This window comes from Burkholderia sp. AU15512, assembly GCF_002223325.1.
Taxonomy (GTDB): domain Bacteria; phylum Pseudomonadota; class Gammaproteobacteria; order Burkholderiales; family Burkholderiaceae; genus Burkholderia.
Window position 1 is genome coordinate 2,003,547 of record NZ_NKEX01000006.1, and the last position, 21,419, is coordinate 2,024,965.

19 protein-coding genes are annotated in these 21,419 nt (G+C 64.2%); 6 read left to right on the forward strand and 13 right to left on the reverse strand.

The annotated features are described in order from the left end of the window. Window positions 1-282 precede the first annotated feature (282 nt). Together CFB43_RS28295 and CFB43_RS28300 are read left to right on the forward strand one after the other, a co-directional pair. Window positions 283-600, forward strand: coding sequence for a type II toxin-antitoxin system RelE/ParE family toxin (locus CFB43_RS28295; RefSeq protein ID WP_089498170.1), 318 nt, complete (start codon window positions 283-285; stop codon window positions 598-600). Between the two features lie 3 nt (window positions 601-603). Next, window positions 604-903, forward strand: a complete 300-nt coding sequence (locus tag CFB43_RS28300; RefSeq protein ID WP_069251007.1) for an addiction module antidote protein — start codon at window positions 604-606, stop codon at window positions 901-903. 48 nt (window positions 904-951) lie between these two features. On the opposite strand, the gene CFB43_RS28305 is transcribed toward CFB43_RS28300, so the two are convergent. The 5 genes from CFB43_RS28305 to andAc form a co-directional block, all read right to left on the reverse strand. Continuing rightward, window positions 952-2,238 carry a DUF445 domain-containing protein gene (locus CFB43_RS28305; RefSeq protein WP_089497468.1) on the reverse strand — a complete coding sequence of 429 codons (1,287 nt, stop codon included), beginning with the start codon at window positions 2,236-2,238 and terminating at the stop codon, window positions 952-954. A 171-nt stretch (window positions 2,239-2,409) separates the two neighbouring features. Beyond that, a complete protein-coding gene (gene andAa / locus CFB43_RS28310) occupies window positions 2,410-3,630 on the reverse strand; it encodes an anthranilate 1,2-dioxygenase system ferredoxin--NAD(+) reductase (RefSeq protein WP_089497469.1) in 1,221 nt (406 codons plus the stop codon). Further along, complete coding sequence (gene andAb, locus CFB43_RS28315) at window positions 3,620-3,946, reverse strand: anthranilate 1,2-dioxygenase ferredoxin subunit AndAb (RefSeq protein ID WP_006479527.1); 327 nt, start codon at window positions 3,944-3,946, stop codon at window positions 3,620-3,622. Before andAb ends, andAa begins: the two co-directional genes overlap by 11 nt. A gap of 20 nt (window positions 3,947-3,966) precedes the next feature. Next, entirely contained in the window at window positions 3,967-4,452 is a 486-nt protein-coding gene (gene andAd, locus CFB43_RS28320; RefSeq protein WP_089443060.1) for an anthranilate 1,2-dioxygenase small subunit AndAd, read from the reverse strand. A gap of 17 nt (window positions 4,453-4,469) precedes the next feature. Beyond that, the gene (andAc, locus tag CFB43_RS28325; RefSeq protein WP_089497470.1) at window positions 4,470-5,741 is read right to left on the reverse strand and encodes an anthranilate 1,2-dioxygenase large subunit AndAc; all 1,272 of its coding nucleotides are present in this window, start codon (window positions 5,739-5,741) and stop codon (window positions 4,470-4,472) included. A gap of 213 nt (window positions 5,742-5,954) precedes the next feature. Here andAc and andR point away from each other — a divergent pair, with 213 nt between their 5' ends. Then, window positions 5,955-6,914: an anthranilate 1,2-dioxygenase regulatory protein AndR gene (gene andR / locus CFB43_RS28330; protein ID WP_089497471.1), complete on the forward strand. Its 960-nt coding sequence runs from the start codon at window positions 5,955-5,957 to the stop codon at window positions 6,912-6,914. A gap of 151 nt (window positions 6,915-7,065) precedes the next feature. Here the strand turns inward: andR and CFB43_RS28335 are convergent, their stop codons facing one another. Continuing rightward, on the reverse strand, window positions 7,066-7,956 hold the full coding sequence (locus CFB43_RS28335) for a LysR family transcriptional regulator (protein ID WP_089497472.1): 891 nt from the start codon (window positions 7,954-7,956) through the stop codon (window positions 7,066-7,068). A gap of 91 nt (window positions 7,957-8,047) precedes the next feature. Here CFB43_RS28335 and CFB43_RS28340 point away from each other — a divergent pair, with 91 nt between their 5' ends. From CFB43_RS28340 to catC, 3 genes are read left to right on the forward strand one after another with little or no spacing between them, the layout of a single operon-like run. Beyond that, complete coding sequence (locus tag CFB43_RS28340) at window positions 8,048-9,181, forward strand: muconate/chloromuconate family cycloisomerase (protein WP_089497473.1); 1,134 nt, start codon at window positions 8,048-8,050, stop codon at window positions 9,179-9,181. A 31-nt stretch (window positions 9,182-9,212) separates the two neighbouring features. Further along, window positions 9,213-10,115 (forward strand): catechol 1,2-dioxygenase, encoded by a 903-nt coding sequence (gene catA, locus CFB43_RS28345; protein ID WP_089428087.1) that lies wholly within the window; start codon window positions 9,213-9,215, stop codon window positions 10,113-10,115. A gap of 43 nt (window positions 10,116-10,158) precedes the next feature. Continuing rightward, entirely contained in the window at window positions 10,159-10,449 is a 291-nt protein-coding gene (catC, locus tag CFB43_RS28350) for a muconolactone Delta-isomerase (RefSeq protein WP_011355923.1), read from the forward strand. Window positions 10,450-10,537: 88 nt separating this feature from the next. On the opposite strand, the gene CFB43_RS28355 is transcribed toward catC, so the two are convergent. Genes CFB43_RS28355 through CFB43_RS28385 form a run of 7 tightly spaced genes read right to left on the reverse strand, consistent with a single transcriptional unit; the run spans window position 10,538 to window position 21,418 of the window. Then, window positions 10,538-11,302, reverse strand: coding sequence for a hypothetical protein (locus CFB43_RS28355; RefSeq protein ID WP_218828072.1), 765 nt, complete (start codon window positions 11,300-11,302; stop codon window positions 10,538-10,540). Beyond that, the gene (gene tssJ / locus CFB43_RS28360; protein ID WP_089497474.1) at window positions 11,299-11,817 is read right to left on the reverse strand and encodes a type VI secretion system lipoprotein TssJ; all 519 of its coding nucleotides are present in this window, start codon (window positions 11,815-11,817) and stop codon (window positions 11,299-11,301) included. The genes CFB43_RS28355 and tssJ overlap by 4 nt, the downstream gene beginning before the upstream one ends. 13 nt (window positions 11,818-11,830) lie before the next feature. Beyond that, window positions 11,831-12,934 carry a type VI secretion system baseplate subunit TssG gene (gene tssG, locus CFB43_RS28365; protein WP_089498172.1) on the reverse strand — a complete coding sequence of 368 codons (1,104 nt, stop codon included), beginning with the start codon at window positions 12,932-12,934 and terminating at the stop codon, window positions 11,831-11,833. A 17-nt stretch (window positions 12,935-12,951) separates the two neighbouring features. Continuing rightward, on the reverse strand, window positions 12,952-14,766 hold the full coding sequence (gene tssF / locus CFB43_RS28370; protein ID WP_089497475.1) for a type VI secretion system baseplate subunit TssF: 1,815 nt from the start codon (window positions 14,764-14,766) through the stop codon (window positions 12,952-12,954). A gap of 9 nt (window positions 14,767-14,775) precedes the next feature. Further along, window positions 14,776-16,359: a type VI secretion system protein TssA gene (gene tssA / locus CFB43_RS28375; protein WP_089497476.1), complete on the reverse strand. Its 1,584-nt coding sequence runs from the start codon at window positions 16,357-16,359 to the stop codon at window positions 14,776-14,778. Window positions 16,360-16,367: 8 nt separating this feature from the next. Next, the gene (locus CFB43_RS28380; protein WP_089497477.1) at window positions 16,368-20,183 is read right to left on the reverse strand and encodes an ImcF-related family protein; all 3,816 of its coding nucleotides are present in this window, start codon (window positions 20,181-20,183) and stop codon (window positions 16,368-16,370) included. Beyond that, window positions 20,180-21,418 (reverse strand): hypothetical protein, encoded by a 1,239-nt coding sequence (locus tag CFB43_RS28385; protein WP_089497478.1) that lies wholly within the window; start codon window positions 21,416-21,418, stop codon window positions 20,180-20,182. The genes CFB43_RS28380 and CFB43_RS28385 overlap by 4 nt, the downstream gene beginning before the upstream one ends. Between the last annotated feature and the right edge of the window lies 1 nt (window position 21,419).

Genomic DNA, 21,419 nt, shown 5'->3' on the forward strand with positions numbered 1-21,419 from the left:
GGCACGCGGACGCTTTACCTACTGGACACAAACCACGGCACTGCCCGCCGCGCAGCGCGCGCTGCACGGCGGCGCCTCCGGCTACCGGAGGACAAACGGATCCACCCGCGCGCGGCAAACACGCACGGGCGGCAAGAACGTTTTTGATTGTAGACGGATTCGGAAGATCCCGACTTCGGCCGAACGGCCATTTGGCACACAAGCGAAGCGCGTGGCCCTACTGTGGCGGCATCGAAATTCGACCCATCAGACTTGTGAACCATGGTTGACACACTGCAATCCATGCCCTACAGTGCGCCTACGTTCAGCATCCGGACCACCGACGTCTTCGACGCCTGGTTTGCCGGCCTGCCGGATCGCGTCGCGAAGCGCCGCATCCAGGCACGCATCGACCGCCTCTCGATGGGCAATCCGGGCAACTGGAAGTCCGCCGGCTCGCCGGTCGTCGAGATGCGGATCGACCACGGCCCCGGCTATCGCGTCTACTACGTCCGGCGCGGAACGATCTGGGTCATCCTGCTCTGCGGCGGCGATAAATCGACGCAACAGGCCGACATCCGCGCCGCGCACGCGATGCTCGCGCATCTCGACATGGAGTAACCAATGGACAAGATCAGCACCCGGCCGTGGGATTCGGCCGATCATCTGAAAACCGAAGACGACATGGCCGACTACTTCGAAGCGTGCCTGCAGGAAGGCGGCGACGATCCGGCCTTCATCGCGCATGCGCTCGGCGTGATCGCACGGGCACGCGGCATGTCGCAGGTCGCGCGCGATGCGGGCCTGTCGCGCGAAGGGCTGTACAAGGCACTGTCGCACGACGGCAACCCGAGCTTCGGCACGATCCTGAAGGTCATCAAGGCGCTCGGCCTGCAGCTGCACGGCTCGAAAGCGCACGCATGATGCGCGGGCGCGGCCCGTCTCGCCCGCCGCGCGATACCCATGGCCGCGTCAGTGCAGCCAGCCGGCCGCCCAGCGCGGCACCAGCGACACCAGATACAAGCCGAGCCCGATCAACCCGCCGACCAGCGTGCCGTTGATGCGGATGTATTGAAGATCCTTGCCGATGTTCAGCTCGATCTGCCGCGACATCTCGCGCGCATCCCAGTTGCGCACCGTGTCGCGGATGTGACGCATCAGGAAATCCGCGAAATCCGGCGCCATCTCGTGCACGGCCTTCTCCACGTGCTCGTTCAGCGACGCACGCAATGCCGGGCTCTCCGCGAGCCGCGCACCGAGCCAGCCGCCGAGCATCGCGGCCTGCCGGTGCAGCGCCGAATCGGGGCGCGCGAGATCGGCCTTCAGCCACGCGCGCAACTGATCCCACAGGTCGCGCACATAGTCGTTGAACGCGGCGCCGTCGCGGACATAGCGCTTGATCTCCTCGCCCTTCTCGATGAACGCGGGATCGTGCTTCAACCGCTCGGTCAAGCGCAGGACCGTCCGGTCGAAACGTTGCCGCAGTTCGTGCTCGGGATCGGCCGCCACGCCTTCCAGCACACGGCTCACCGCGCTCGCGAGCATCCGCGCGCCGTTCTCGCCGAACCACTGCGTCGGCATGATCTTCTCGACCTTCGGGTACTGCGTCTTCAGCCATTCGACGATGAAGCCCGCGATCACCTCGCGGTTCTCCTCCTTGTCGAGCACGTCGACCACCTGTTCGATCGCGTCGTCGAGCAGCACCTGGTGGCGGCCGTCCTTCGTCAGCGTGTCGAGGATCGCGCCGGCCGATTGCGACAGGTCGATGCGGTCGATCACCGCGCGAAACGCGTCGTGCACGAACGACTGGATCCGCGCGTCGTCGGTCATGTCGAGCGCGAAACTCATCAGCTTCGTCACGTAGCCACCGAGCGCCTCGGTGTTCGCCGGCTCGCCGAGCCACGCGCCGAGTTTCTGCGCGGGATCGTGCTGGCGGATCTGCGCGGCGAGTGCGTCGGGGCCGAGGAATTTCTCGCGCACGAACACCGCGAGGTTGTCGGCGATCTTGTCCTTGTTCTTCGGAATGATCTCGGTGTGGCGCGACACGAACGGGATCGGCACGCGGCGGAACAGCGCGACGACCGCGAACCAGTCGGCGAGCGCGCCGACCATCGCAGCTTCGGCCACGGCCTTGACGCCGTCGACCCACGGGCCGCGCGGCAGCAGGATCGTCGTGACGAACACTGCGACGGCGGCCAGCAGCAGCCACAGCGCGCGGCGCTTGCTGCGTTTCAGTTCGAGGGCTTTGTCTGGCGTCATGGGCAACCGGTCGGGCGAACGATGCCGCTAATATGCACCGGTTGCGGGGCTGCCGACAAACATTGCTGCCCCCTTCGCGCGGGGCAGCGCCCCGCCGGAGCCGACCGACGGAGCGCGCACGACGCCGGCCGGCATCGCTGCCGTAAGCCGCCCCGGACGACCGAACGCCCGCTACATGAACGTCTTCAGGTTCACCCCCGGATCCGCAAGCTTCACCGGATCCGGCACCGCCCCCGCCGCGATCAACCGGCGCGATGCGCCGATGTCGCGCCCCAGGTTCGCCGCCGCCACCGCGACGATCCTGCCGTCATCCCCCAGGCCGAACACCGTGAACGGCCCGCTCGCCGGATCGCCGCGCACGACGATCGTGCGCTCGCTGCCGAACAGCCCGAGCATCTGCAGGTTGCAGTCGTACTGATCGGACCACAGCCACGGCAGCTCGGCATAAGTCTCGTCGGCGCCGAGCAGGTTCGCGGCCGCAACCGCCGGCTGGTTTTCGGCCACCTGCCACGATTCGATCCGCACGTGACGCCCGAGCAGCGGATTGAAGTGCATCGTCACCTCGCCCACCGCGAAGATCGCCGGATCGGCCGTGCGGCAGCCCGCGTCGACGCGAATCCCGTTGTCGACATCGAGCCCCGCTGCTTGCGCCAGCTCGACATTCGGCACCACACCGATGCCGACCACGACGAGATCGGCCGGCACGTCGCCGTGATCGGTCTCGACGATCGCGCCGCCGCCCGGTGCGCGACGGATCGCGCGCGGCAGCGTCGCCATCTGGAAGTCCACGCCGCGCGCATCGTGCAACTGATGCGCATACGCGCCGACCACTTCCGGCAACGCGCGCTGCAGCAGGCGCGGCGCCGGATCGATCACCGTCACGTCACACCCGAGCTGGCGCGCCGCCGCCGCGACCTCCAGCCCGATGAACCCGCCGCCGAGCACCGCCACGCGGCGGCCCGGCGCAAGCTGCGCGCGCAACGCACGTGCATCGTCGACCGTGCGGACGTAATGCGGCGTGACGCCTGCGTCGATCTCACCACCGAACATGCGCACCCGCGAGCCCGTCGCGAGCACGAGCCGCGCATAAGCCAGCGTCGTGCCGTCGTCGAGCCGCACGCGCTGCGCATCGCGCTCGATCGCATCGACACGCGTACCGAGCCGCAGCTCGATGCGCTGCACGTCGTACCACGCGGCGTCGCGCACGAACGCACGCTGCTCGCCGCCGTCCGTCAACAGCGCGTCCTTCGACAGCGCAGGCCGGTCGTACGGCAGCGCGCGCTCCGCGCCGATCATGACGATGCGCGCCGCCGCGTCGCGCTCGCGCAGCGCTTCGGCCGTGCGCCGCGCGGCATGCCCGGCGCCGACGATCACGAACGGATCAGCCGACATTGACTTCCACCTGCCCGTCGACGATCCGGATCGGATAGGTCCGCACCGGCTCCGTGATCGGCGCGCATTTCGGCGCGCCGGTGCGGATGTCGATCAAACCCTGGTGCAGCGGGCATTCGACGCAGCCATCCTCCACATAGCCTTCGGACAGCCGCGCGTGGCCATGCGTGCAGAGATCGTGCATCGCGAACAGTTCGTCGCCGATCCGGAACACGGCGATCGGTTTCTGGCCGGCGACGCGCGCCGCCGGTTCGTCTTCGGAGAATTCGTCGAAAGCGCCGAGCGGATGCCACTCGGCGAGCGTTGCTTCGGTCATGTCGGTTCCTTGCTTCCGTATCAGATCGGGGTGGCGAGCAGCGTCTGCACGCGCGACGTGTCGTAGATCACCCGCTTGGTCTTGTAGCGCAGCCCGTCCGGCGTGCGCACGACCGTGTCGTAGTACTTGCCGGCCTGGTACACGTTCGACTCGCCGTTGCTGCGCGTCTGCACGACGACGTAGTTGCTCTCGGTATCGATCTCGCCGTCGCGTTCCGCGACGATCGTGAGGCCCGACGTCATGTGCCGGTACGTGTGCTCTTCGTAGATGTTCGCGTGCCGCAGCGACACCACGCGGTCGCGCAGCATCCGCTGGTTCGTGCAGTGGACGATCCCGACCGGCAGCCCGAGGTCGGCGTTTTCCTTCGGCACGATTTCGTACGTGCAGTCCTCGGTGAACATCGTCGGCCATGCTTCGAGCCGGTCGTTGTCGAGGTGCCCGATATAGCGGTTCTGGAGCATGTAAATCTCGAACCACGTCTTCATGTCTTCCGTCAGGTTTTCCATCGTTCCGCGCTCCCGCTTCAATAGCCCATCAGCTTCTGGTAGCCGACCCAGAACTTGCGGATCAGGCTTTCGGTGATCACCGTGTCCTGCTGGTCCGGATTGCCGCGCGACATCTCGATCACCGACGTCGCGTCGCCGTCGCGCACCGTGCCGCGCTGCACGAGCTCGGTCGCCTCCGTGTCCTCCATCGAGATGTAGCCGGCCGGCCCGACGAGGTTCGCCTGCTTGATGCGCAGCGCGCGCAGCTCGGGCGTATCGTCCGCGTAGCCGAAGAAGTGGAAGATCAGTTCGAAGTTGTCGGGGCCTTTCGGCAGGATCTGCCGTGCGACCAGCGTGTTGTGGATCTGCTGGATCACGAGCTGCGGGAAGATCGGCTGGATATGGTTCGTGCAGTCCTCGTCGTATTCCGACACGAGGTCGAGAATCGATTCGTCTTCCAGATGAAAGCCTTCGTCGAACGAACGGATGTTCTGCTGCTTGTACGCGGCCGACGTATCGTCGCACGTCTTCGTCACCGTGATGATGCTGTGCAGCCCGTGGTTCGCATCCGGGATCGAGCGCGCCTTCATCCCCACGCGGAAGATGTTGAAGGTCGTATGGAACAGGTGCAGCATGCTCGCGTGATACGGATCCTTCACGTTCTCCATGTACAGCTTCCAGTTCGACTTCGAATACTGGCGCGTACAGCCGAGATACTCGATCGGCTTGTGGAAGATCCGGTCGATCCACGGGCGCATCTGCTCGCCGAGATAGTCGGGCAGCGGCATCACGTCGTCGCTGAAGGTGGCGAACACGAGCCCGCGGTAGCTGTCGACGCGCAGCTTGCGCAGCCCGTGCTGCTTCGGGTCGAAGTCGGCCGGCATCCCGGACATCCCCTTCTGGCCGCGCCGGAACGGCACGCCGAGCAGGTTGCCGGAATTGTCGAAGCTCCACTGGTGATAGACGCAGGTGTGCGAGCTCGCGTTGCCGCGCGACTTGCGGCACACCTGCGCGCCGCGATGCGCGCAGCGGTTCACCCAAGCGGACAGCGCGCCGTCCTCGGTGCGCGTGACGACTACCGGCGTGTCGCCGACGAACGTGCTCTTGAAGTCGCCGGCGTTCGGGATTTCCGCTTCCAGCGCGACGAAGTTCCACGTCGGGCCGCGGAAGATGCGTTCCTGCTCGCGATCGTAGACCGCGCGCGAGCTGAACACCTTGTACGGCACGCGCGAGCCGTCGTCGTGCGGAAAATCCACGTCGGACGCGTCGCCGCGCGCGGCGAAAACGACGGGCGATTCTGTCTGCTCCATGTCGGACTCCTTGTCGATCCGTTGCGTTGAATGCATGGAGCCGATTTTTGAAAAGCTAATATTCGCCGTCTATCCGGAAAGTGCGATTGCGGCGGTGCAATATCCACTTTCGGCGGATTTCTGCGCTAGCATGACGGCACACACGACCCGGCGCACGATCGCGACCCATTGATCGGATCGACGCGCACGCCGTCCACACCAAGGCTGATGCCCATGTCCCCAACGTCGTTCGAGCCGCTCGCGCTGCGCGCGCACCGGCTGTTCGAATCCCGCGATCTCGACGAGACGCGCGAGCGGATCTCGCGCGTGATGCAGCCGCATGCGCTGCTGCCGAGCGGCCGCACGCGGGGTGCGTCGCACATGGATTTCGTCAGGCTCGGCGGGCTCGGGATCGGCACGATCGCGTTCGGCGATGCAATGCGCGTGCAGGTCGACGCGGTCGACGGCTACTACCTGCTGATGTTCTGCCTGTCCGGCCAGGCCGAGGTGCGCGCGATGGGGCGGCAGCTCGGCGTCGACGGCCAGACCGGCGTGCTGTGTGCGCCCGGCGAACGCTTCGACGCGGTGCTGTCGGCCGATTGCGAGCAGTTCGTGCTGCGCATCGACGCGGCGACCGTCGGCTCGCTGACCGGCGACCCGCGCGCGACGCTCGATCCCGTGCTGCACGTCAGCGACGCCGCGCTCGCCGCGTGGCGCCAGCAACTGATGCTCGTCGCCCGCTCGCCCGAACTGCTCGAACGCGCGAGCGCGAACCCGCGCGTCGCCTCTCAGCTCGAGCACCTGCTGATCGACCTGCTGATCGAAGGCCACCCGCCGTCCGTGCTGCAGGCGTCGCACCGCGACCCGGCGCCGGGCTTCGTACGGCGCGCGCAGGAGTTCGTGAACGCGCACTACGCGCAACCGCTGCAACTCGCCGATATCGTCCAGGCCGCCAACGTGCCGGAACGGACGCTGCGCGACGCGTTCCTGCAGTTCCGCGGAATGAGCCCGATGCAATACCTGCGCGCGACGCGGCTCGACCACGCGCGCGAGCTGCTGCGCGGCGCGGTGTCCGACCGGCGGATCGCCGATGTCGCGCTCGATTGCGGGTTTACGCACCTGGGGCGGTTCGCGATCGCGTATCGGGAGAAGTTCGGGGAATCGCCGTCGGAAACGCTCGACGGGAAGCGGTGACGTCGTCGCGCATGCGCGCGCGGCCGGCGTGCTTGCACGGCTGGCCCGCGACGTTGAACGAAACGGCATGAGATCACGATGCCCTCTCGGCGTTTGCCGGCGTTCGCCGAAACCGACCGTTAGTTGCGATTTATAGCGGCGACGACGATCGTCACCCCACCGGCACGATCATCTCCCGCGCAATCGCGCAAAACGCGGCCGTCGCCGCGCTTTCTCCGTGCAGCCGGCGGCTCATGATGATCGGCGACGTCGCGGCCGGCTCCGGCAACCGCCGGTAGACCACGCCCCTCACGCGCACGCCCTCCACGCTCTCCGGCACCAGCGACACGCCGACCTGCGCGGCCACGAGCCCGAGCGCCGTCTGCAGCTCGCGCACCTCGTGAACGGCTGCCGGCACCAGCGCGCCGTCGCGCAGCGCCGACAGCTGTTGATCCGCGAAGCTCGGCCGCGGCGTGCTCGGATAGACGATCAGCGTCTCGCGCGCGATATCCGCGAGCGTCAGCGGCCGGGCCGGATCCGCGAGCCGATGCCCGACCGGTAGCGCCGCGATCAGCTTTTCCTCGATCAGCGCCTCGCGCACCAGCTGATCGTCGTCGAAGCGCAGCCGGCCGAAGCCCACGTCGATCCGCCCGCCCTTCAACGCGCCGAGCTGCTCGAGCGTAAACATTTCGATCAGCGACAACTCGACGTCCGGCTGCGCCTCGCGAAACGCGCGGATCACGTCCGGCAGCGCGCCGTACAGCGTCGACGGCACGAAGCCGATCACGATCCGCTCCGACAGCTGCGCGAGCCGCCGCGTCAGCGGGCCCAGTTCGTCGGCCTGATCGACGAGGCGCTTCGCCTGCGCATAGAACACGCGCCCCGCATCCGTCAGTTTCAGCGGCCGCGCGCCGCGCTCGAACAGCGGCAGTCCGATTTCGTCCTCGATCGCCTGGAGCTGGCGGCTGAGCGGCGGCTGCGTCATGTGCAGCCGCTCCGCCGCCCGCGTGATGTTCATTTCCTCGGCGACGGCGATGAAGTAGCGGAGCTGACGCAATTCCATTTCATGCCTCAAAGGTATGGAAGTAGTCGGAAAGAGTGTTGGACGACGCGGGGCGGGAATTCCTACCATGTGCACCAACAGGAGGAATCGCATGATAGCAACTGCCGCCACCATCGAACGCATCGAGACGCTGCTCGTCGACGTGCCGACGATCCGGCCCCACAAATTGTCGGTCGCGACGATGAATTGCCAGACCCTCGTGCTGGTGCGTGTTCGATGCACGGACGGTATCGAAGGTGTCGGCGAGGCGACCACGATCGGCGGTCTCGCGTACGGCGAGGAGAGCCCCGAAAGCATCAAGGTCAACATCGACACCTACTTCGCACCGCTGCTGCAGGGCATGGACGCGACCCGCCCGGGCGCTGCGCTGGCGCGCGCCCGCAAGCTGTTCCAGGGCAACCGCTTCGGGAAGTGCGCGATCGAGACCGCGCTGTTCGACGCGCAGGCGCGCCGCCTCGGCGTGCCGCTGTCCGAGCTGTTCGGCGGCCGCCGGACCGATGCGGTCGATGTCGCCTGGACGCTCGCGAGCGGCGACACGCAGCGCGACATCGCGGAAGCCGAGGCGATGCTCGACGCGCGCCGCCACCGAGCGTTCAAGCTGAAGATCGGCTCGAACGCGGTGGCCGACGACGTCGCGCACGTGATCGCGATCAAGCGCGCGCTCGGCGAACGCGGCGATGTGCGCGTCGACGTGAACCAGGCATGGAGTGAAACAGACGCGATCTGGGCCGGCGCACGCTTGGCGGAAGCCGGCGTGAGCCTCGTCGAGCAACCGATCGCCGCGACCAACCGCGCGGGGCTGAAACGCCTCACTCAACTGGCGCAGGTGCCGATCATGGCCGACGAGGCGCTGCACGGCCCCGTCGATGCATTCGCGCTCGCGCAGGATCGCGCGGCCGACGTGTTCGCGGTGAAGATCGCGCAATCGGGCGGGCTGCAGGGTGCGGCGAGCGTCGCGTCGATCGCGGCGGCGGCCGGCATCGAACTGTATGGCGGCACGATGCTCGAGGGCGCGGCCGGCACGATGGCGTCCGCGCAACTGTTCAGCACGTTCGACTCGCTGAAATGGGGCACCGAACTGTTCGGCCCGTTGCTGCTCACCGAGGAGATCCTCGTCGAGCCGCTGCGCTACGCGGATTTCAAGCTGCACCTGCCGGCGACGCCCGGCCTTGGCATCACCTTCGACTGGGCGCGCATCGAACGGATGCGACGCGACGCCCGCTGACCCCACACGACAACCGAAACCGGAGACACAGATGAACAAGCAAGCTATCGACGCACTGCTGAAGACCTTCGACGACGCCGCCGAAAAGCCGGGCAATCCGCGCGTGCGCGCGATCGTCAACCGGATCGTGAAGGACATCTGCTACACGATCGAGGACTTCGACGTGCAGCCGAGCGAATTCTGGACGGCGCTGAACTACCTGAACGAAGCCGGCCGCGAATTCGGGCTGATCGCCGCGGGCCTCGGCCTCGAGCGCTTCCTCGACGTGCGCATGGACGAAGCCGAGGAAAAGGCCGGCATTCAGGGCGGCACGCCGCGCACGATCGAAGGGCCGCTGTATGTCGCCGGCGCGCCGGAATCGGTCGGCCATGCGCGTCTCGACGACGGCACCGATCCCGGCCAGACGCTCATCATGCGCGGCCAGGTGCTGGGCCAGGACGGCGCACCGATCGCGAACGCGCTGGTCGAGGTGTGGCACGCGAACCATCTCGGCAACTACTCGTATTTCGATCAATCTCAGCCCGCGTTCAACCTGCGCCGCTCGATCCGTACCGATGCCGAAGGCCGCTACAGCTTCCGCAGCGTGCTGCCGGTGGGCTACAGCGTGCCGCCGGGCAGCAAGACCGAGCAACTGCTCGACCAGCTCGGCCGCCACGGCCATCGTCCGGCGCACATTCACTTCTTCGTTTCGGCGGACGGTTATCGTAAGCTGACGACGCAGATCAACATCGATGGCGATCCGCATCTGTGGGACGACTTCGCCTTCGCGACGCGCGACGGGTTGATCCCGCCGGTGAAGCAGGCCGAAGGCGCGGAAGGCAAGCCGTATGGCGTCGACGGGCAGTTCGCGCTGATCGACTTCGATTTCTCGCTGCTCAAGGACAAGCAGGACGTGCCGGGCAGCGAAGTCGAGCGGGCCCGCGCGCAGGCGTGAGTGGCCTGCCGATTCGACGAACCGATAACGCAAGGAGTGCAGGATGCTGTTTCATGTGGAAATGACCGTCCGTCTGCCGACGGACATGGATCCGGTCAAGGCGGCCACGCTGAAGGCGGAAGAAAAGGCGATGTGCCAGCGGCTGATGAACGAAGGGACCTGGCGGCATCTGTGGCGGATCGCCGGGCAGTATGCGAACGTCAGTATTTTCGACGTGGAAAGCGTGCAGCAGCTGCATGACCTGCTGAGCCAGCTGCCGCTGTTCCCGTATATGGAGATGGAAGTGCGGGCGCTGTGCCGGCATCCTTCTTCGGTGCGGGAAGACGATCGGTGATCCCAGTGCGCCCCATGCCGCCGATTGTCCGGCGCATGGGTCGCAGAACATGGCGTCGTAGTGACGCCACGCACCCCAGCATTGACGACTATTCGACACTCGGCAGCGACCGGGAAAACTCGAAGCCGTCGCCAATCTGGTCCAGCGTCCAGCGACGCTGCGTATGCAGCTTTACCCATCGTGTACGCTCGCGGTCGTCGGACACATTTCCGACCGATATCTTGGCCTTGCCTGTCGAGTAGTTCACACTGAGGTTTCGTACGACGCCCGTATTGCGCATCGTCGAGAAGTTGTCATAGCCGATCAGCATGAAATTCCGGTCTTGCCATCGGAATGTATAGGTGGTGGATCCCATTTCCCAACTCCCTGCACTGGAAAAACGACCCAGCGTGACCCGCAACGCGCCTCGGTCGACAATCACGCTCCCTTCTTCCAGAGCATCCGCGAGACAGGGGGATTCCCGGGCCGGTATGAGCGTATCGTTTCGCAACGCGACAGCGTACCGGCCATCCAGCTGCGCAAAGGCAACGACAAGAACACGCGGATTCGCGTCGAACGGGTTCTCGCACATGCCGTCATGCGATATCACGTTCGCAGGATCATTGCCACGCAAGACCAGCATAAGATCGTCGCGGCCATCACCGTTCAGGTCACCCTTCGTCTGAAATTCCAGCTTCCAGCCTTTGGGAACGAAACCGTCCGGCTTTCCAGCGAGCGGCGCAATGGATGGAGACTGCACATCTCGAGCCACCGCGTGAGCGGACACGATAATGCCAAGCAAAACTGCCAGCCTGAGTCGTTTAGATAGCGTGAATGGCTTGTTCCCGCTCCGAATGGGTTGCACGACTTTCATTTCGACCTATCCCCCGCCATCTGCAATCCATTCGACGTCAAACCGAGACGTAGAGGCTTATCCGGATCGAGCTTCTTTTTCTCGACGACCCGCTTCCAGCCTGCCGGAGCTCCGGGGACGCGGTACCACGCGACGATCGCCACATATTCCGTCTCGCGTTGCATCGGTTGAGACAAGCTCGACGAAGCGCCGGGGTTCACGACGGCCGACATATCCGCCCGCAAATCCTGGGCCAGCATGGTCCGATCGTTCTTCAGCAGATCGTCGTACGACGCCGCATCGAACGCCTTGCGATCCTTCAGTTGATAGACGCGCACGGCGACCGACGTGGGCCGTCCCAAGTCGTCCGGATTCAATGCGGCGCGCGCAGCCAAATCGACATCAAGCACCTTCACCTGCTTGAAAAACACCGCCCGATACGCATTCGACGAGGCATCCGACACGGATTGCCACGCGCCGCAACCCGACAGCAGCAATACGGCAGCGGCAGTGGCCGCACTCATTCGATAGAACATAAACACTCCGGAGTCAGATCGTGCGCGGCACGAGATGCGGATTGGGTCGCGGCGCGGGCAACGCCTCATAGACACCCAAGGCGATATCGATCAGTCGTTCATCGACTGACGGCAACACAGTCGTCCAGCCGAGACGTGGCGCGGGGGCGGCACGTTCGACTCCCACGGCCAGCTTCGGAACGAACCGTGTCGACACTTTCATCCGCAAATGCACGTCAGCCTTGATGCCGACATACAGCTGGATGAATGCCATCACCTCTCGATGCAGCCACGCACCCGGCAGCAGGTCCTGAGCCTGCTGCGCATCAACGGGCCACAACGTCAAACGCACGGCTCGACTGCGATACGCGAGACGCCTGCCGAGCACGTAACCACCGCCGAGCCCGCTGCGCTGCCCGTTCGACAACACGCCGGCATCCGGCTTCGCCGACGTCAACGGTGTCGGTCGACCGGTACTCGTCGTCACCGCCCAAAACTCGTCGACACGAACATCGGCTCCCGGTGCGGCAAGCGCCACCACGCCGGCCAGCCCTTCCGACGTGCGTGTCCGCTGAATCAACAGCCCCAGCAACGCAAGCATCCGTGAATTCGGCAAGCCCGCCCGATACGGCTTGTCACCCCATCCAAATCCCGCCAGGCACAACAGACTCTGCGAATAATCGTCGACACCGCCGGCCCGGAAGCGCTCCGGATAACGATATTTCTTCCACGCGCGATAAAGCAGCGTCGCCATCCGGTGGTTGAACGGATCGAGAAACGCCTCGACCGCTTCATGTCCCTCCTCCCGCAACACGATCTCGTCGATCATGTGCGACGGCATGGCCGCATCGACGCCATAGAGACCCATGAAGGTCGTGCGCACAGTCGGCGGCGCATCGAGGTGCTCGTCGTCGAACTCTACTGCGGCCACCTCGCCCGCCGGAAAACCCAACCTGGGACGCGGCCGGAACCGCACCGGCTCATGCTCCGGCGTATCACATGTGCCGAGGCCGGGGCGTCCGGGCACACATGCCTCCAGCAGACGACAGAACTGCATGAATGTCATCCTCGGCGCTCGCTCGAACAATTTCACGGCCACAGCCGGCAGGCTTTTCGGCTCACCGGCTTCAGCACTCATCCGATCGATCGAAAGACTCATAGCGGCGCCCGCTGAGCCTTGCTGCGCGGCCACTCCGTCCGCGAGCGGGACGGCAGGCTGACGATCGCCAGCTTCGTGAACAGATTGATCTCCGCGTATGCGCCAAAGAACCGGTGCAGCAGTTCGCCGAACAGCATCACGTCGCCTTCACCGGAAAACGCATGCGCATCGAGCGTGACTTCGATCAAGACACCTCTCTCGACCGCTCCTCCCGACACCTCCTCGATCATTTCCTGCGACACATGCAGGATGCCGGCGAGCCGCCGCCGGTTCAGCTCTTCGTTCGTCCAGTCATACAGCGCCAAAGCGCCGCGCAACACCTCCGCATTCATCATCGACAGGTAGTTCGGCGCGAGATGCGACAGCACGCGCCACTGGAAGCGGTCTTCTGTCGGTGGATACAGCGGCAATGTCGGCGACACGAGATTGCGCACGCGTGCAACGTTCGGCGTGCTGGCCGCCAACTCGTCGAGACTCGCTTCGCGCAACCCCTTGCGCGGCAGCAACCCGTTCGTGCCCGTCACACGCAGCGACAGGCTTTCCTCAGGCAGCGTATCCATCGTTTCCCACGCATGCCCGCCGAGAATCACCCACATTTCGTGCAGCCCCGATACGCCCGCACGCACGCGCGTATGGAAATAGCGCTCCGGCGCCTCGTGCCGCAGCATGCCGCCGCGGTGCCGGAACGTCGCGAACGGCACGTATTCGTACCGCTCGGCCGAGTCGTGATCGAACGTCGCGATCGCATCGACCGAATACGTCTCGACATGCTCGCCCTGATGGCCGGCCGGCACCACGCGATATTCGGTTTCGTGATGGTCGATCTCGATCGGTTCGGCATCCAGTTCGAACAGGTTGATGACCGGCGAACAGAACAACCGCACGTTCTCCGCGTTGAAACGCTGATCCGACGGATACGCTTCCGTCAGAAGGATCTCCAGCTCGAAGCGAGTCGATTTCTCGGGCAGTGTCGAGATATCCAGTCCGCATAGATCGACGAACAGGAATTTCTCACGGAACGTGAAGTATTCGAGCAGCAGCTGATATCCGGAGAACGCCGCATCGGCCTTGGGCCACAGCCGTTCTTCCGTCGAAAAACCCGCCGGCTCGATCGTCACGCCCGTAAGCGCCACTGGTTCGCCGTCGCGGACTTCCGGGACACGCCAATAAATCGCATCGACCTGCCGCGTCAGCGCAAGATGCATAGCGAATGCGGTCGGCAGATCCGCATTCAGATGCAGCCGAAGCCGCGACAGGTTCGTTTCGCTACGCAGCGCCGACCCTTGCAGCGAGAAGCCGAGACGGATCACCGAGCGACCGTCGTGGCGCACGGTCGGCCCGGCATGCGTGATCGACACGGGCTGCAGCGCAACGGCCTGCGTCGTCCGATACAGACATTGCACCGTCCGCGGCGTCATACCTTCCGCGCCGCCGGGCGACGGCACGTTGATCGGCGCGGACCGCACCGGCACGCCGGCTGGTACGACTTCCGTCTTCTGCAGTTTCTCCGAGAACGGCGTCAACTCGACGATCGACAGCGACGGAATCATCCGAAGATAATGCGGCCACAGCAGGCTGACGAGCCCTTCAGTCAGTTCGGGCAATTCGTCGTCTAGTTTCTGCCTGAGCCGGCCCGTCAGGAAAGCAAAGCCCTCGAAAAGACGTTCGACGTACGGATCGCGATCGCCGACGCGTTCGAGATTGAGCAGGCGCGCGCGGTCGGGATGCGCCTTCGCGAATTCCTTGCCGGACTCGCGCAGGTAACGCATTTCCGCTTCGTAGTAGCGCAGGATGGGATCGTTGTTGTCCATGGGAATCCGTTACGAAAGGGTCAGTGCGCGCGCGGGATCGAGTACCGTGAGTTCCGCATGCAGTTCGCCGATACGGCGGGCGAGTGCCGGCTTGTCGGCATCCTTGCGGCTGCTCATCGCTTTCAATGCCTTGACCAGTTGATGCTTGACCTCGAACGTCAGCGCCGGCTCCCAGCGCATAAGCGGCAGCGAGCGTGACGCTCCGTCGAGTTCGGCGAGCAGTGCGAGCGCCGCATCGTGACGGCCGGCATGATCGGCCAACCGGGCCATCACGAGCCGCTGCAAGTAGCGATGTCGATCGGTTTTCATGCCGGGCAGCGCTTCAAGCCACGCGAAAGCCGTCTCAATGCCCTCACGGGTAGCCAGTTCGCGAGCCTGGACTTCGATCTCCGGCCAGTCGCCGGTCGAATCGCTCTCGCTATCCGCCGAGACCGGCAGTGGCGCAATCGTCTCGCCCGCGTCCAGGTCGCGTACAACCGCATGGCGAGCAATCCATTCGAGTGTCGTGTCGTCGGCAAATGGCGTACCGTCGTTGAACGCCAGCCGTTCGATGCCCGGCAATCGTTCGAGAAACAGTGCAAAGTCGGCACGCAGCAATTCTCGCCACGCGCTGTACGGCGTACCGACGTGATCGAGCGCCGCGTGCTGGAAGTACTGCAGATCGAACCATAAGTGATTCACGCCTTCCATGAAGGCCCCTTCGACACGCTCCAGCAACTCGTGCCAGTGCTTCTGCAGCACGAGGCGCTTCATCTGCTGCCGCAACTCGGCGCGTGGCGGCGCCAGACGCGTGTGCGACGCGGTGTCTGTAGGCGGCACGTCGTGCAAGGTGTCCCACCGAACGCTTCGCACGAGGCGTACCGACGGCAAGTAGCCGTTTTCCTGATCCCGGAGCCACGCCGACATCGCGCGTGCCTGATCGAGCAAATCGCGTGTGGACGCAATCGACCCCGCCGACGTTCTGCCCGGCGCAGTCGCTGCCGGCATCGCCTTGCCGGAATCGACGCTGCGCGCTGGCGCTTCCTTTGTCTCGAAGCGAGAAACGAGTGGCTGCAGATTCGGACGGGCAGCATCGGGCCACGCGGCCGTATGCGCCACGAGCACGTCGAGCGCGGCCAACGTACGTTCGAGATCAGCGGGCACAAAGTCGCCACGACTATCCAGCGTCTCGATCACACGCGCAGTCGCCAGCATTTCAAGCGCAGCCTTCTTGGCTTCGTGACGGACGGGCAAAGCCGCTTCGCCAAACCGGTCGACGAGTGCAGCGGCCAGCTCAAGTCCGTCGGCGAACCCGGCCGGGCCGTCCTGCCGCAGGCGTGCGAACGCGTAGTAGCCGGCGAGCCGCAAATCCTTGCCGGTCTCCTTGAGCAGGTGTTCGCATGCACGGACGATCAACCCGTCATCGATTCCCGACAGCTTTCCGGCTTCGTCCTTCAGTTCGAAGAATGCGTCTTCGTAGCCGGGATCGCGTCCGTATGCATGCTCGCCCGGTATCGGTGCAATCCATGTGGCCCAGGTATCCGTCCGTGCCCGCTGAAGCGAATCGATACGGGAGCCGCCGACGAGTGTCTTCACAAAATTAGCAAGCGTCATGGAGGATCTCAAAAAACGAATGCGTCGCCCAGCAGGCTGAGGGCGTGTCCGAACGGACTGGAGGAGGATTCGGAACGTCCCGACGTGGTCGCCAATGGCGAAATCGCGACCTTCGGCACAGTCGTTTGTTTCGCCATTCCACGCTCCGTGACCTGCGCTTTCGCCTGAGCAAGTTCGAGCGCGGTACGCTGACCGGATGCCTGCTCCGTCGTCGCCTGCATGACGGCGTCCGGCAAGGCGCCTCCGACCGGCACCCCCGGTGGCAATGGCACGGCTGCATGCTTCGCGGCCTCGATCGCCGACATCGGCAGCGGCGGCGGGCCGCTTGCCGATACCCGACCCCCGGCATTTGCCGATCCCGTCACGAAAATACGTGCCGGCAACACGAAATTCCGCAACTGGAGAACATCGAGCGGACCACCGCCGGCTTCGCTGCGCAATTGCACCTTGAGCGGGATACCCTGGCTCGTGTCCGGCGTCCAGGTCAGCAAATAGCGCGCGTTGTCCTGCTGTACGACCTTCGCGCGCTCCAGCAACCGAACGAGACCGAAGCGCCCCTGCGAATCGAGTGCGGTGCGCAACCCGCCCTGCTCCGTCTGCCATTCGATATGTGACAGGTTCTCGAGCGATTGTCCCGGCCATTCGAACGGCGTCCACTCCTGTTTCTGGTTGAAGTAATGCAGTTCGCGGCCGGACAATACGAATCTCATGTCGGTGACGCCCGGCGTCGGCTCGGCCCGCAGTTCGTAACGCACGCGTGCATCGCCGGACGGGAACAGGACCGTCGACGTGCGCGTGAGCTTGTTCAGGCCGCTGAGGAAAGCCGGATCGATCGTCAACGCGCCGGAATCACTTCCCTGCGAAGCGACCCATCGGTCACCCTGCCGTTCGACGACACCGGCCAGTTGCGACGTCACGAACTGCGCGATCACGCCACTATCCGGACGCATGAAGCGCGCCATCTCGGGCAGCGATGCGTCGTTGTCGGAATCCGCGAACGGATAGCGGCCGCCGAATGTCTTGTTCCAGTCGGCAAGGATCGCTGTGCGCCAGATTTCGTTCAAACTCGACGCGGCCGGCTGCACGATGACTTGCCAGGACTGGTCGAACGGTGCGCGAAACAGCGCGCCAAAGCCTGACCATTGTTCGCCGAGACTCGCGGCGACACGGCTCGCGTAATCGCGGCTGTCGGCAATATCGGATGTCTTGCCTTGCAGCACGGATTGCGCTGCCAGACGCGCAATTGCGTCCGGATCCGGGCTGGAGACGATCTGCGATGTCTTCAGGCGCATTGACGTGATCCGCTCAAGATAGCGTGCCAGGCTCAGGTCGCCGGTTGCTGCCGGCGGTGTGTTCCCCTTGCCGCCGGATGGCGCTCCGGAAGCGAGATCGCTGCCGGTCAAACGCAGGATCGGGCCGAATGCGGCGGCAAGCGGTGCAAGCTGAGGTTTTGCCTGCTTCGATGGGTCCTTTTCGTCCGTGCCGACCAATTGTTGCGCCTTGCTGATCAGCGTATCGGACAGCGACTGTGCGTTGGCTCCCGTGCCTGCCTGATAGACGATCGCATTCATCAACGCGACGAGCGGCGAGCGTTGCGGATCGCCCAGCAAAGTCAATTGGTCGGCCGTGGCCGACAGCGTCGGTGCAGGTTGCCAGCGCAGGCTGTTGAGGAAGAGCGCCCATGCCCGCGCATAGTCGTCGAAATAGCGCTGGCGCAGTTCGGCTTTCAATGTCGAGGGTGACGCGTTGGCAACCTTGGTGTCGGAAAGCACCCAGTCGCTTGCCACATCGCGTTGCTCGCCGGCTTCGTCGATGGCCTTCGAGATTCGCTCTTCCCACGCAGCACGTGTGAATACACCGGGAACGGTCGTGGTCGTGCCGAACAGGCCACGGCTCGTTGCGCTGCCGGCGGAGGATTGCGACGCCGCGTCGCCGAGCAGCGTCGCGAGTGAGAGCGGCGGGTATTTCGGTGTCGCTTCGTCGATGATCTGCTGGTAGATCGCGTCTCCTGAATTCTGGATGCCTCGGACACCGATGATCGTCTGGCGGGTCGACGCGATCAGGTTGCCGTCCGGGGTAATCACCAATGCGGCTTGACCGAATGCAGCGCCACGGCCAACGTGATTGGCGAAGAATGCGATCGCTTGCTGGCGCAGGTCTTCCCAACCGCCCTTCGACAGTTGCGAATGGGTCGAGCGCTCGGGGGCAGAAGTTGCGACGAGTTGCGGTATCAGGAACGTGGCCACAGCGCGCTCCGGTTTGGCAAGCATCATGTAGGTCTTGAGCGTGTCGTAAGCGGCCTGCACCTGAGCATCGCCGCCACTGGCGATTTCCGCGTCGGACAGCGACGCCAGTTGATGCAGCCTCGCTTCGAGCTTCTGGCGAATCGGGCTGACGAGGATGCGGTTGGCGGCATCGGCGTAGTAAGGCCAAAGGGCGCCGAGTAGCGCGTGGTCGCGGTTCAAGCCGAAACGGGCGATCAAAGGCGCACCGGTACGCTGGCGGATTTCGAGCGTATCCATTTGCCGGCCGAGGTCGGTAAGCGTTTGCAGCGACTGCGTTGGGTTCAGTGGCCCGGTGAGCTTCGCAGCCGTATCCGTTGCGCTTCCGATCGTTGTACGGTTGGCGAAACCGGACAGCAACGTGCCGGCAAAGCAGCAGCCGATCAGGGCCGTCGTCATCCAGGCTGCGGTGGTCGACAGTGAAAAACCAACGCGGCGGCCGTGGACCTTGCCGCTGTGGTCGGCGATAGTTTGCCAGAGGGTTCGGTGTTGAGGATTGCCGGGCGTATCGTCGTCGTTCTCAGGATCGGAACCCGGTGGCGTTAAGTCACGCTCCTTGAACAGCGGCGCAAACATCAGACCGTGGACCGCATGCCGCCAGACGCGGGATTCAGTGGCTTGCTGTATCAGATTCGATAGTGCATCGTGCAGCCTCGAAACATGCTGAGACAGTTCCGCAGGATAACGATCACGGGCATCCGCCGCGAGACGCACAACACCCGCATCCGCGAGGTTGTCGACGAGGCTTCGCAGCGATGCATCGATCGTCTCTTCATTCATCCGCGTATTGGCCCACGTCAAGCCAATGGCTTCGTCTGGATCCTGCCACTCGCTACCAAAATCCGTGGCGTTCAGAAGATACGCAGGCGCAGCCCAGCGTAGCGTGCGCGCATGGCGCGCAAGGCGTGTCGCGAGCTCATCGGTGTCAAACGGGGTATTCACGACACTACGGTCCCGTGTCACAGCTACGATCGCGTCAACAGGGCGACGACGTCGCAAGCGTCGGACTTGATCGAGCCATTCGGTGTCAAGCTTGTCGCGAATCTGGTTGGCGTGCAATACAACTGTGTTGCCGAGAACGACGTACCCGATCTCGGCCAGTTCGGGGGCGAGACGTTTGACGAGGGGGGTGTCGCCGGCAACGAGCACCCAGCGGTCACGGTAGCGCCAGCGCCAGCCGTGGCGGTCACTCAGGATGTCGCGAAGCGCCGTAGCACGATTGACCGGTTGTGGTAACTCGTCCGAATCGTCGCATTCGGCAGATTCGGCGCGTTTTCCGGCATCGAAACGAGCGAACCACCTGAACGCCCTCAGCGTCGCAATCTTCAGCAATACCAACTCGAAGAACTTGACGGCCAAGATCGCTAACAGAAACGCGCATGCCAATGAAAGCTCGGCGATGATCCGGGTCTCGAGCGACCACCCACGACGAGGCCCCTCTACCCACACCGCGAGACTGAGTGCAAGGAATACGATGACGGCCGCGATCCCGATGAAAAAGCCGGCCGACCGGGTTTTGTTTTCGTTCTTGTTGTCGTTCATGTCTGCTTTCTGCACATGAGGGCGTTCAGTTCTTGACCTTCGCCACAAAGCACCAATTGCGGATCGCCCGTAGTTCGAGCCCTTTCCGCGGCAAGGGCTACGGCCAACCATGGCCCTGCGCCCGAACAGTCGCCCACTGACGTCTCGAGTCCGATCCAGCGTGCCTCGTCCGGCAATGACGCGGCTTGTCGGACACAACTGATATCGTCGCCGATCAGACCGTGCGTCCATACCGTGCGTAGACGATCGGATGAGGATTGTCCCCACCGGGCAGCAAGTTCGAACGTCACGGCAGGAGCTTCAAGCGAGCCCTGGGCCGGTCGATGTAAAAGGAGTCCGGCGGACTTGGACGGTGACGCAAGGCGTGGGCGTCCAACCAGAAGGGCGACGCCCGCCTCCGCAACGCCGTTGGACAAGACGGCACTGATTGCGTCACGAAGCTCAATCGCTATCAGAAGGTAGGCGCTTTTGGCGTCCCGGTTGTCGTGCCATGCATCCGTTCTGAAGATGGTGGGCGCCGGGTCGCTGGCACTGATATCCACTTGCAATGCAGGTACTCGTTCAGCGAGTAATTCCTGTATTTGAGTTTCGACGACCTCGGCCTTCAGCCTCGATCGATGACATAGTTCGACATGAAGTCTTGTTCCCGGCGGTAGCGCCCGGCACTGTGGCGACAAGTTGTCTATCAAGCGCTTGAGCAACCATGTACACACGGCATGATGGCGTGCATGTTCCGTGAGTTCGTTACCGGGGAAAAAATGGACATCGGGAAGGGTGAGCCAGCGTGCGTTCACTTCTCTATCCGCTACTGCACCACTTTGTCGCAACATCGTCCCTTCGGCCCCCGTCAGTATTTGTGTGAGCGAGTTTTCCGAATCATTCGTGGAGACGAACCAGGTATGGCCCAGGATCGCCAAAGGTCTGGCTGCCATTGCATGGCACGACTGCTCCGCGTCGTCGCTAACGCGATTCGTCGCAATCGCCTGATCGCGGCAGGCATAGCCATATCCGAGCCACGCGAACAGCAGAAATGCCCAGGCCAGAAATGGGTAACCCACGAGGCAGAACCAGAACCATGAGGTATTCGTAGGTCGGTCAGTCGGCCAGAGCGTGATCGTCAGCCCTGCTCCCGCTCCCATCACGAGGACAAACAGGATTGTCCAGATGATCATCGAAACCTGGGGGGCAGCCGGTACATTCACGCGCGGCGGCACACGATTGAAATCGATAGGCATC

Bases quoted from the DNA above. Each gene is read 5' to 3' on its own strand.
- andAa (WP_089497469.1), bottom strand. From the start codon at position 3,630: ATGTCGGCTGATCCGTTCGTGATCGTCGGCGCCGGGCATGCCGCGCGG.
- CFB43_RS28380 (WP_089497477.1), bottom strand. From the start codon at position 20,183: ATGAACGACAACAAGAACGAAAACAAAACCCGGTCGGCCGGCTTTTTC.
- andAb (WP_006479527.1), bottom strand. From the start codon at position 3,946: ATGACCGAAGCAACGCTCGCCGAGTGGCATCCGCTCGGCGCTTTCGAC.
- CFB43_RS28305 (WP_089497468.1), bottom strand. From the start codon at position 2,238: ATGACGCCAGACAAAGCCCTCGAACTGAAACGCAGCAAGCGCCGCGCG.
- CFB43_RS28385 (WP_089497478.1), bottom strand. From the start codon at position 21,418: ATGCCTATCGATTTCAATCGTGTGCCGCCGCGCGTGAATGTACCGGCT.
- catC (WP_011355923.1), top strand. From the start codon at position 10,159: ATGCTGTTTCATGTGGAAATGACCGTCCGTCTGCCGACGGACATGGAT.
- tssF (WP_089497475.1), bottom strand. From the start codon at position 14,766: ATGGACAACAACGATCCCATCCTGCGCTACTACGAAGCGGAAATGCGT.
- CFB43_RS28340 (WP_089497473.1), top strand. From the start codon at position 8,048: ATGATAGCAACTGCCGCCACCATCGAACGCATCGAGACGCTGCTCGTC.
- tssA (WP_089497476.1), bottom strand. From the start codon at position 16,359: ATGACGCTTGCTAATTTTGTGAAGACACTCGTCGGCGGCTCCCGTATC.
- andAc (WP_089497470.1), bottom strand. From the start codon at position 5,741: ATGGAGCAGACAGAATCGCCCGTCGTTTTCGCCGCGCGCGGCGACGCG.
- CFB43_RS28335 (WP_089497472.1), bottom strand. From the start codon at position 7,956: ATGGAATTGCGTCAGCTCCGCTACTTCATCGCCGTCGCCGAGGAAATG.
- catA (WP_089428087.1), top strand. From the start codon at position 9,213: ATGAACAAGCAAGCTATCGACGCACTGCTGAAGACCTTCGACGACGCC.
- CFB43_RS28300 (WP_069251007.1), top strand. From the start codon at position 604: ATGGACAAGATCAGCACCCGGCCGTGGGATTCGGCCGATCATCTGAAA.
- CFB43_RS28355 (WP_218828072.1), bottom strand. From the start codon at position 11,302: ATGAAAGTCGTGCAACCCATTCGGAGCGGGAACAAGCCATTCACGCTA.
- andR (WP_089497471.1), top strand. From the start codon at position 5,955: ATGTCCCCAACGTCGTTCGAGCCGCTCGCGCTGCGCGCGCACCGGCTG.
- tssJ (WP_089497474.1), bottom strand. From the start codon at position 11,817: ATGTTCTATCGAATGAGTGCGGCCACTGCCGCTGCCGTATTGCTGCTG.
- andAd (WP_089443060.1), bottom strand. From the start codon at position 4,452: ATGGAAAACCTGACGGAAGACATGAAGACGTGGTTCGAGATTTACATG.
- tssG (WP_089498172.1), bottom strand. From the start codon at position 12,934: ATGAGTGCTGAAGCCGGTGAGCCGAAAAGCCTGCCGGCTGTGGCCGTG.
- CFB43_RS28295 (WP_089498170.1), top strand. From the start codon at position 283: ATGCCCTACAGTGCGCCTACGTTCAGCATCCGGACCACCGACGTCTTC.